Below are 10485 nucleotides of genomic sequence, written 5' to 3' on the forward strand. Positions count from 1 at the left end.
CGCCGGGCGAAAAGCTCACCCCTCCGACGCCGGAACGACCATCGGTTTTTCCGGCTTCGCTCTCACCGCAATCACCACCCCAACGACCAGCAGCGCGATCCCGCAGGCCGTTAGTAACGGCGGCACGCTCTGGCGCATCAGGAAGGTATAGAGCAGCCCGGCCAGTGTCTCAAAGACAATCAGCGGCCCTAATATCACCGTCGGCAGCTTCTGGCTGGCAATGTTCCAGCACAGCGCGCCCACCCACGAACAGAGCACGGCAATGGCGACCATTAACCCGACGAATACCCACGGGCGCGGTCCGAGGGGCAGGGTAAATGCCGGTTGCTGGCTACCCAGCCAGACACACGCGCCCACATAGCCCAGCAACGAGACAGGGAGGGTGACCAGCGCCTGCGCCGTGGCCCACATCATCGGATGCTTATCCGGGTTTTCCCGCAGCCAGCGTGCGTTGCGCAGGGCATACCAGGCCCAACAGACAACCGAAATAAACGCCAGAAAGATCCCTGAACCGTAACGCCACAAGCTGAAGTTTTCGAGGCCGTGGCGAAGCTCGGCAATATTCACGCACACCAGCCCCACGGCAATGCAGACCAGCGCCGGCGCCATTTTTGACCACGCCAGTTTGCCGTCACGCTGGCTGTAAAGCAGGTTCGCGAAAACCGGGATGACCACCGGCAGCGTGCCGATAATCATGGTCGACACCGGCGCACCGGTGCGCTGAATGGCGCTCGCCAGACAGACGTAGTAGATCAGATTACCCATCATGGTCAGCGCCAGCGCGGTGAGCCAGTCCTGGCGGCCCAGCTGACGCAGACGCGTGCGCCCCAGCCACGCCAGCGGCACGGCAATCAGCCCCAGCGCCAGGTAACGTCCGGTCGACTGCAATATTGCCGGGTACTCCGGCACAATCAGCGGGCCGACAAAAATCAGCCCCCACATCAAACCCGCAAGCAGGGCATACAACACGCCGCTAATCATTTTTCCATCCATCTTGATTCACTTTGCGCTCAGTGTAGGAGGGCAAAACGGGCGCGTATTGTATGAGGTTGCGCATTAGCGCGGCATAACCTGTTTCTGGTAGCGCACGGGCGTGATGCCGTAGCGACGGGTGAAGGCGCGGGTCAGGTGCGACTGATCGGTCAGCCCGGTCGCGGCGGCCACCTCGGCGGCAGGCATGCCATGGGTGAGGAATGCTTTGGCGCGCCACAGCCGGATGGCCATCAGCATCTGGTGGGGCGTAACGTGGAAATGGGCTTTGAACTGGCGCTGAAAATGGTACGGGCTGAGCGAGACAACGTTAGCCAGCTCGTCCAGGGTCAGCGAGCGCATATAGTTGTCGTGCAGGTAGTCGCGAACGCGTTCGAAGTGGTGCGTGGCCTCCTGCACCACCGGCGCATGGTGGGCCAGCGGCTGAAAAGTCTGAATCAAATCCAGTAGCAGCCCCTTCTGCGCCAGCGGATCGTCCGTGTGCCACAGGCCATAAATCAACTGGCCTATCTGTTGCGAGCGCAGCGGATCGTGACGCGTGACGTCGCTAAACCACCAGTGACGCAGGCCAGTGACCTCTTCCAGCAGGTCGGGTTCGATGTAGACCATCCGGTAGCGCCAGCCGCCTTCAGTGGCGGATTCCCCGGTGTGGATCTCGTCCGGGTTCATGGTCACGACGGATTTTTCCGCGGCAAGATGCTGGGTACCGCGATAGCGGAAGCGTTCGGCACCGGTTTCGATGGTGCCGATACCGAAGGCTTCATGAGTGTGCGGCTCGAAGGCGTAGTCAGAGATATGGGCGTGATAAAGCTCCAGGCCCGGCAGCTGCGCCAGATGGCGAAAGCGCGCGCTGTCTCTCTCATCAGTGAACTGTTCCGGTACGCCTTGCACGGTGAGCCTCCTTGTGGGTCATCGCTTCATTATCAGAGATGACCCGAGGGGATGCCACAAAAAATAACCAATTTTTAACAACTACAGGATGGCTTTGACGCTTTCCGCCAGCGGTGTGGTTGGGCGGCCGATCAGTTTGCTCAGGGTTCGGCTGTCGTCGAACAGGCCGCCTTTGGACGCGCCGGTGTCGGAGTCCGCCAGCATTTCCGCCAGCCCGGCAGGCAGACCAACGCCCTTCAGCGCAGCGGCGAAATCGGCTTCGCTGAGGTTCTGATACGTTACCGGCTTACCGCTCTGCTTGCTCAGTTCCGCAGCCAGTTCGCTCAGCGTCCAGGCATTATCACCCGCCAGTTCATACACCTTGCCGGCATGACCCTCTTCAGAAATCACTTTCGCTGCCGCCGCCGCGTAATCCGCACGGGTCGCAGAGGCAATTTTGCCTTCGCCTGCGGCCCCCATAAACACGCCGTGTTCCAGCGCTGGCGGCGCGCTTGCCAGGTAGTTTTCGGTGTACCAGCCGTTGCGCAGCAGGGCGTAAGGCACGCCGGAGGCCGCCAGGGCATTTTCGGTTTCGACGTGCTCAACGTGCAGACCCAGCGGGGATTTGTCAGCATGCAGCAGGCTGGTATAGGCGATGAATTTCACCCCGGCGGCTTTGGCGGCGTTTATCACGTTCTGGTGCTGTACGGCGCGCTGGCCCACTTCGCTGGAGGAGATGAGCAGTAGTTTATCCACGCCGTTCAGCGCGGTGGTAAATGCGGCTTCATCGGTGTAATCCGCCTGACGCACAACGACCCCTTGCTGACGCAACGCTTCGGCTTTCGCCAGGTTACGCACAATAGCCACGATCTGGCTGGCCGGAACGGTTTTCAGCAGTTCTTCAATAACGTGTTGGCCAAGCTGGCCGGTTGCGCCGGTAATCGCGATCATGATGAATCTCCTTCGTGTTTGTCTGGTGTTGTGGCACACTATCACCATAACTAACTTTTAGTAAGTACGTACAAAAAGGTAAGTATGAAAACAACAATACCAACGCTCAGCGAGCAAATGCGCGATGGCAACCTCTTTGCGGAACAGTGCCCGTCACGGGAGGTGCTCAAACACGTAACCAGCCGCTGGGGCGTGCTGATCCTGGTGGCGTTACGTCAGGGGACGCATCGCTTCAGCGATCTGCGCCGCAAGATGGGCGGCGTCAGCGAGAAGATGCTGGCTCAGTCTTTACAGGCGCTGGAACATGACGGGTTTGTCGATCGCGTGTCGTATCCGGTCGTGCCGCCGCATGTGGAGTATAGCCTGACGCCGCTGGGGCGGGAGGTAAGCGAGAAGGTGGCCGCGCTGGCCGACTGGATTGAGGTCAATACGCCGCAGGTGATGGCGAATAGGGACGAGCGTGCGGCATGAAATGCCGGGTGGCGCTTGCGCTTACCCGGCCTACGGGATCGAGGATTGCGGGTAGGCCGGGTAAGGCGAAGCCGCCACCCGGCACAATCATCGCTACCTGCTCAAATCCACCTGATAAATCGCGAACCCAATATCATCCGTCGCGACCTTTTGCATCGGATACTGCGCCTTATCCTTGATAAACGCGGCTGCTTTATCGGACGGAGATGTCTCAAAGCGAATATCCAGCTTAGTGTCGCTGTGGATCGGCGCAAGTCGCCAGTTGTTATCCACCGCCGGATGAATTTCACCCGCCTTTTTCGACTCCGCGCTGATCCACGCCGCCAGCACCGAACGGTTCTCATCCGGTGAGGCAAAGGCGATATGGCTGTCACCCGTACCGGCAAACTTACCGCCATAGGCGCGGTAGTTGTTGGTCACCACCAGGAAAGTGGCATTAGGATCAATCGCTTTGCCGTTGAAGGTCAGGTTTTTGATGCGTTCTGCCTGCGGATTAATGGCCTGACATTCGCCGTCATATTTCGCGGGCTGGGTAACGTCAATCTGATAATCCACGCCGTCGATCACGTCGAAGTTGTAGGTGCGGAAACCGTCCCAGTTAATCAGCGACTGCGGTTTGCTGCTGTGCGGATCGATCTGGTTGAACTGTCCGGCAGAGCACTCCAGCCACTCCTTCACCTCTTTCCCGGTGGCTTTCACCACCACGAGTGTGTTGGGATAGAGGTAGAGATCGGCGGCATTACGGAAGGTCAGCTGGCCTTTTTCCACCTCAACGTAGCTGGCCGGATCGTTCTTACGTCCGCCCACTTTGAATGGCGCCGCGGCAGACAGTACCGGCAGATTTGCCAGATCCGGATCGCCCTGAATATAGTGCTCCGCATAGGCTTTCTGCGCCATGTTGACTACCTGCACGGTCGGATCATCCTGTACCAGCGCGAGGAAGCTGTACATGTTATCAGCCGATTTACCGATCGGCTTGCTGACAAATTCACGCGTCGCGTCGTGGTCATGCTTCAGGACGTCGACCAGCTTTTTATCTTCCCCTGCCAGAGATTTTTTGGCCGCTGCGTCGTAGATCGGACGCGCTTCCGCTTTCGACTGCGTGACTTTCCAGCTTCCGCTGTCGTTATTCAGCACCAGATCCACCACGCCAAGGTGGTCACCCCACATGCCCGGCATCACCGATGGCACACCGTTGAGCGTCCCTTTTTCGATGTCCGCGCCTTTGATATCAGCGAAATCTTTGCCCGGGAAGACGGCATGGGCGTGACCAAACAGGATCGCATCCACGCCCGGCACCTGGCTGAGATAGTACACGGAGTTCTCAGCCATCACCTGATACGGGTCGGCCGAGAGGCCGGAGTGGGCCACGACGACCACCACATCCGCCCCTTTCGCCCGCATCTCCGGCACGTATTTGCGCGCGGTTTCGGTAATGTCGTTGACGGTTACTTTCCCGTCGAGGTTGGCTTTATCCCACGTCATGATCTGCGGCGGTACAAAACCGATATAGCCGATTTTCAGCGTCTGTTTTTTACCGTCCTGGTCGACAACCTCGGTCTCTTTAATCAGATAAGGGGTGAAGCGCGGCTTCTTCGTCTTAACGTCGATGATATTGGCGTTAACGTACGGGAATTTTGCCCCTGCCAGCGCGTCGTGCAGGTATTTCAGGCCGTAGTTAAATTCGTGGTTGCCCAGGTTGCCAACCGCATAATCCAGGGTGTTCATCGCTTTATAGACAGGGTGGATCTCGCCTTTTTTCAGCCCCTTCGCCGCCATGTAGTCTCCGAGCGGGCTGCCCTGAATTAAGTCCCCGTTATCGACCAGCACGCTGTTTTTCACTTCACCGCGGGCGGCGTTGATCAAACTTGCCGTGCGTACCAGTCCGAATTTTTCCGTAGGGGTATCTTTGTAGTAATCGAAGTCCATCATATTGCTGTGCAGATCGGTGGTTTCCAGAATACGGAGATCCACCGTCGCTGCCTGAACGCTTGCCGCAATCAGCGTTGCCAGGAGCGTTGCGCTAAACTTAATCATCTGAGGAGTCCTTTTTTCGATCCAAGCCACAAAAGAATATGTATGTAGTATTTGTTGCTTACAGAAGTGTGAATGCTGCCAGAAAAAAGGGCGCTGAAACCAGAATTGCTTCACAGATAGCGGAATTGTTCACATTACGATATAACTAAAACAATAAGTTATGCCCACTGCGTTAACGAAGAGGTGGAGAATGTTAGATAAAATTTGTCAGCTCGCACGGGATGCGGGTGATGCCATTATGCAGGTGTACGACGGTGCGAAACCGATGGATGTTGTCAGCAAAGCGGATGACTCCCCGGTGACGGCGGCGGATATCGCGGCGCATGCGGTGATCCTGAAAGGTTTGCAGGCCCTGACGCCGGATATTCCGGTCCTTTCTGAAGAAGCGCCCCAGAGCTGGGATGAACGTCAGCACTGGCAGCGTTACTGGCTTGTCGACCCGCTGGACGGCACGAAAGAGTTTATCAAGCGTAACGGTGAATTCACCGTCAACATCGCTCTGATTGAAAACGGGAAAGCGGTACTGGGCGTGGTTTATGCCCCGGTGATGAAGGTGATGTACAGCGCGGCGGAAGGTAAAGCCTGGAAGGAAGAGTGCGGCGTGCGTAAGCAGATCCAGGTGCGTGATGCCCGTCCTCCGCTGGTGGTGATCAGCCGCTCGCACAGTGACAGCGAGCTGGAGGAGTATCTGCAACAGCTGGGTGAACACCAGACGACGTCGATTGGCTCGTCGCTGAAGTTCTGTCTGGTGGCGGAAGGGCAGGCGCAGCTGTACCCCCGTTTCGGGCCGACGAACGTCTGGGATACGGCGGCAGGGCATGCGGTGGCGGCGGCCGCTGGCGCGCATGTGCATGACTGGCAGGGTAAGCCACTGGACTACACCCCGCGCGAGTCATTCCTGAATCCGGGCTTCCGGGTGTCACTTTACTGAGTCAGCAGCTTATGCAGCAGGGCAACCACCTGCTGCACCTCATCCTGCGTCAGCGCGCCGTCTTTAACCCACTCTACGCGACCGTTTTTGTCCAGCACGACAATCGCTGAACTCTCCTCTTCCAGCTGCCACGCCTTACGCGTCACGCCGTTGCTGTCGACAATAAACTGCGACCAGGGATAGAGCTTCTTATTGCTCTCAAGGCTTGAGCGCACAAACATGCCGGAGCCGGGAATGGCGTCGTCGGTGTTCACGATGGTAGTGGTCTGGTAGCGATCGTGCGGGAGTTTTGCGGCCTTGATCGCCTCCACGAGGGTAGCGTTTTTCTCTTTAGCGGATGTACGTCCGGCAATATGTTGTACAACTCTCACTTTGCCCGCAAGCTGCGCGCTATTCCAGGCTTTATAGCTAAACTTATCATTGTCGAGAATCAATTCTCCCCGGTCAGCAATCCCGACCGGCGGGACACGTTGTCCTTTTTCAATGTTGTGTGCGGAAGCCATCAGCGGCAGCAACAGGCAAGCTGCTGCCAGGAGGTTACGTAGGGTCATGGTGTTTCCTTATTGTTAGCAGGTGATCCGACCACTTGGTCATGCGCTTTTAATCATAAGTGCGATCAATAGGCTTTTCCCGCAATCCCGATGCCAGTTTGCGGGCGAACGCACATATCTATGCAAAAACGACGGCATATACTGCGCTGTATCACGCTTTGCAAAGATTATTCTGAATAATTGTAATCAAACGGTAAATAAACTTATGCACACTGGGTAAGTACGAGGTTCTGGTCTATAGTCATTGGGCATCAAAATTTGCGCTCAGGACAGTCGGGCCGATTGTGGCACCGCAAGAGCGTATGATTCGCAGGAGATACAAGAATGAAAATTTTCCAACGCTACAACCCGCTTCAGGTGGCGAAGTACGTGAAGATCCTGTTCCGTGGACGGTTGTACATCAAGGATGTTGGCGCTTTTGAGTTCGATAAGGGCAAAATCCTTATCCCGAAAGTGAAGGACAAACAGCACTTGTCTGTGATGTCCGAAGTCAACCGTCAGGTTATGCGTCTGCAAACTGAGATGGCTTAACCAACGTGCTATGCAGTAGTTGTTAAAAAGACGGCTCCCAATGGGAGCCGTTGATGTTTGTAGGGCCAGTCCAGAGACATACCCTGAAGCAGATAGTTTTGACTTGGCGTTATTTGTATTAACGGGCATAACCATGAATTGATGAAGTTTTTCTTAAAATCTTTTTCAGTGCTAAAAATTGATATAAAACATTAAAAACTTGGATCACTATTGGACTTATTATCCATGGCATAAACAATACCCCTATACTTTTTATAAGCGAGTTGTAAAAAGGTCAGCTTTAACTGTTGGCTGAGAAGGGAAGCCGTTACGCATGGAAAATAAATGGAATAATTATGCATCGAGATCTGGTTTTTAAAAATAAGAATATATTTGTGTTATTTATGTTAGCTACCATAGGATATGGGATTTGGCGCATGCTTGGTGACTTTTTTTACCTTGAACAGACTATAGTTTATCGGCATGCCGTAGCTGATAAGTCTATGTTGTATATCACGGAAAGCAGCGCGGGTGCGACGACTTCTTTCGTATATAAATATTATCTTTACACGGCACAAAAGACCGATGAAGTTTTTTTAGAAGACATTAAAAATGGTTATGAACCTTTCCTTGTCACCACCGATCCTGGCGTGAAAGTTAGCATTGAAGACAGAACGATTTTTCTTAAAGTAAACGGGGATATTTTTAAATTTAATAATATCGTAGGCTCTGCCTTTATTTATCTCAATTCGTCCCCCTTCTAAGGACTTAAAAAATTATTTAAATTACATAAACGGCAGCTTCCGTTTTAAAACAAAAAGGGCAGCTCAACGCTGCCCTTCATAAATTACGCCGACACCTTCTCTTCCGCATCCGGCAGTTTCGGCACCAGCACGGTCGGTTTGCTATCAATACGCGTTACCAGCAGCTGATCGATGCGGTAGTTATCGATATCCACCACTTCAAACTTGAAGCCGGAGAACTTCACCGAGTCGGTACGTTTCGGGATTTTACGTAGCATAAACATCATAAAGCCGCCGATGGTCTCGTAGTTTCCGGACTGCGGGAACTCGTCGATGTCGAGCACGCGCATGACGTCTTCAATCGGCGTACCGCCATCGATGAGCCATGAATTTTCGTCACGCTGAACAATCTGCTCTTCCAGCCCCTGGCCGACCAGGTCGCCCATCAGGGTCGTCATAACGTCGTTGAGGGTGATAATGCCCACCACCAGCGCGTATTCGTTCATGATCACCGCGAAGTCTTCCCCGGCGGTTTTGAAACTTTCCAGCGCTTCGGAGAGCGTCAGGGTGTCCGGCACTATCAGGGTGTTGCGGATCTGCACGCCGCTGTTCAGCGCCAGGCTCTGGTTTGCCAGCACGCGGTTCAGCAGGTCTTTGGAGTCCACATAACCGATGATATGGTCGATATCTTCGTTACAGACCAGGAACTTGGAGTGCGGATGCTGCGCCACTTTGGTCTTCAGGCTCTGCTCGTCTTCATGCAGATCGAACCAGATGATGTTTTCACGGCCGGTCATGGAGGACGGCACGGTACGGGATTCCAGTTCGAAAACGTTCTCAATCAGCTCGTGCTCCTGCTTGCGCAGCACGCCTGCCAGCGCCCCGGCTTCCACCACGGCATAAATATCATCGGAGGTGATGTCGTCTTTACGCACCATCGGCAGCTTGAAGATGCGGAAAATGACGTTCGCCAGGCCGTTAAAGAACCACACCAGCGGACGGAAGACATAAAGGCAGAAGCGCATCGGGTTGATGATACGCAAAGCCACAGCTTCTGGCGCAATCATACCGATGCGTTTCGGGGTCAGGTCCGCGAATAAAATGAACAAGCCGGTCACCAGGGAGAAGGAGAGGATGAAGCTCAACTGCTCGGCCAGCTCTACGGACATGTACTTAACAAAGAGGCCATAAAACGCCGGAGAAAACGCTGCATCACCCACGATACCGCCAAGAATGGCGACCGCGTTCAGGCCAATCTGCACCACGGTAAAGAACATGCCGGGGTTTTCCTGCATTTTCAGAATGCGTGATGCGTTGATGTTGCCCTCGTCGGCAAGCAGCTTCAGTTTGATTTTACGGGAGGCAGCCAGCGAGATCTCCGATATCGAGAAAAATGCACTGACGGCAATAAGACAAAGTATTACTAAAATACTGTTTAACATAGTTTATCCGGCTTCTCGCCAGATCCTCAGAAGGGGAGTTGATACCATTCGTGTGAAGACACATTGAAGTCAGCTCGTAGCGTTGAGCCGATTATTTCAGCGGTAGTATAGCGTAAAGACGTGTAAACCTGCCAGAGGTCACGTTTTCGGCAAAAAGTGGCCGGAGGGAGAGGCTGTGCGCCACGCGGCTCGCGTGGCGCTGAAGCCGTAATCAGTCCTGTTGTGGAGGCAGACAGACGCCGATGCCGCCAATGCCGCAGTAGCCGTACGGATTTTTATGCAGGTACTGCTGGTGGTCGTCTTCGGCATAGTAGAACGGTTTCGCGGTAGCGATTTCCGTCGTGACCTGACGTTTATCACCGGCCGCCTGCATCGCTTCCTGGAAACGCGTCAGGCTGGCGTGGGCCGCGGCCTCCTGCTCTGGGGTGAGCGGGTAGATGGCCGAACGGTATTGGGTGCCGTGATCGTTACCCTGACGCATGCCCTGCGCCGGGTCATGGTTTTCCCAGAACACCTGGAGCAGCTGTTCATAGCTAATGACGCTCGGGTCATACACCACACGCACCGCTTCAGCATGACCGGTCTCACCGGAACAGACTTCGCGGTAGGTTGGGTTAGGCGTATATCCTCCGGTGTAGCCCGCAGCGGTGCTGTACACGCCCGGCAGTTGCCAGAACAGGCGTTCTACGCCCCAGAAGCAGCCCATGGCAAACAGGGCGATCTCCATTCCATCAGGAACGTTTGTCATTGAATGGTTGTTTACGGCGTGTAATGTCGCCACTGGCATAGGGGTGTTGCGTCCCGGTAACGCATCGGCTTGTGATACCAGATGCTTTTTATCAAATAAACTCACGGTGGGGCCTCCGGGGTAGCGTTGTTTCGGTTAAGGTTGTCACGAAGCGTTTAATTGAACACAATAAATGCGATGAATGAGTCTAGATTTAATCATAAGAAATATTTGGGTGTTACACCCTTTTTCAACCCGTAAT

General features: G+C 54.7%; 11 protein-coding genes. 4 read left to right on the forward strand and 7 right to left on the reverse strand.

Going from position 1 to position 10485, the window contains the following annotated elements; translation table 11 throughout:
- Positions 1–15 precede the first annotated feature (15 nt).
- The 3 genes from SK53_RS15110 to SK53_RS15120 all read right to left on the reverse strand — a co-directional run bounded on the left by SK53_RS15110 (position 16) and on the right by SK53_RS15120 (position 2811).
- The gene (locus SK53_RS15110; protein ID WP_047054035.1) at positions 16–981 is read right to left on the reverse strand and encodes a DMT family transporter; all 966 of its coding nucleotides are present in this window, start codon (positions 979–981) and stop codon (positions 16–18) included.
- Between the two features lie 75 nt (positions 982–1056).
- Positions 1057–1881, reverse strand: coding sequence for an AraC family transcriptional regulator (locus SK53_RS15115; protein WP_048209730.1), 825 nt, complete (start codon positions 1879–1881; stop codon positions 1057–1059).
- Positions 1882–1962: 81 nt separating this feature from the next.
- The gene (locus tag SK53_RS15120) at positions 1963–2811 is read right to left on the reverse strand and encodes an SDR family oxidoreductase (RefSeq protein ID WP_048209731.1); all 849 of its coding nucleotides are present in this window, start codon (positions 2809–2811) and stop codon (positions 1963–1965) included.
- A gap of 84 nt (positions 2812–2895) precedes the next feature.
- Between SK53_RS15120 and SK53_RS15125 the strand changes: the two genes are divergently transcribed.
- Positions 2896–3282, forward strand: a complete 387-nt coding sequence (locus tag SK53_RS15125; protein WP_022650268.1) for a winged helix-turn-helix transcriptional regulator — start codon at positions 2896–2898, stop codon at positions 3280–3282.
- 93 nt (positions 3283–3375) lie between these two features.
- Here the strand turns inward: SK53_RS15125 and SK53_RS15130 are convergent, their stop codons facing one another.
- The gene (locus SK53_RS15130) at positions 3376–5319 is read right to left on the reverse strand and encodes a bifunctional 2',3'-cyclic-nucleotide 2'-phosphodiesterase/3'-nucleotidase (RefSeq protein ID WP_023324053.1); all 1944 of its coding nucleotides are present in this window, start codon (positions 5317–5319) and stop codon (positions 3376–3378) included.
- A gap of 190 nt (positions 5320–5509) precedes the next feature.
- Here SK53_RS15130 and cysQ point away from each other — a divergent pair, with 190 nt between their 5' ends.
- Positions 5510–6250: a 3'(2'),5'-bisphosphate nucleotidase CysQ gene (gene cysQ, locus SK53_RS15135; RefSeq protein WP_003856050.1), complete on the forward strand. Its 741-nt coding sequence runs from the start codon at positions 5510–5512 to the stop codon at positions 6248–6250.
- Here cysQ and SK53_RS15140 read toward each other — a convergent pair.
- Positions 6244–6801 carry a YtfJ family protein gene (locus SK53_RS15140; protein ID WP_022650270.1) on the reverse strand — a complete coding sequence of 186 codons (558 nt, stop codon included), beginning with the start codon at positions 6799–6801 and terminating at the stop codon, positions 6244–6246. The genes cysQ and SK53_RS15140 overlap by 7 nt on opposite strands.
- A gap of 324 nt (positions 6802–7125) precedes the next feature.
- On the opposite strand from SK53_RS15140, the gene SK53_RS15145 reads away from it, so the two are divergent.
- A complete protein-coding gene (locus tag SK53_RS15145; RefSeq protein ID WP_003856054.1) occupies positions 7126–7332 on the forward strand; it encodes a DUF1107 domain-containing protein in 207 nt (68 codons plus the stop codon).
- A 335-nt stretch (positions 7333–7667) separates the two neighbouring features.
- A complete protein-coding gene (locus SK53_RS15150) occupies positions 7668–8075 on the forward strand; it encodes a hypothetical protein (protein ID WP_048209732.1) in 408 nt (135 codons plus the stop codon).
- 83 nt (positions 8076–8158) lie between these two features.
- On the opposite strand, the gene SK53_RS15155 is transcribed toward SK53_RS15150, so the two are convergent.
- Positions 8159–9496, reverse strand: a complete 1338-nt coding sequence (locus SK53_RS15155; RefSeq protein ID WP_022650272.1) for a polyamine export protein PaeA — start codon at positions 9494–9496, stop codon at positions 8159–8161.
- Positions 9497–9707: 211 nt separating this feature from the next.
- Positions 9708–10349, reverse strand: a complete 642-nt coding sequence (msrA, locus tag SK53_RS15160; RefSeq protein ID WP_003856057.1) for a peptide-methionine (S)-S-oxide reductase MsrA — start codon at positions 10347–10349, stop codon at positions 9708–9710.
- Between the last annotated feature and the right edge of the window lie 136 nt (positions 10350–10485).

It is taken from the genome of Enterobacter sp. MGH119, assembly GCF_001037675.1.
Lineage (GTDB): Bacteria > Pseudomonadota > Gammaproteobacteria > Enterobacterales > Enterobacteriaceae > Enterobacter > Enterobacter hormaechei_C.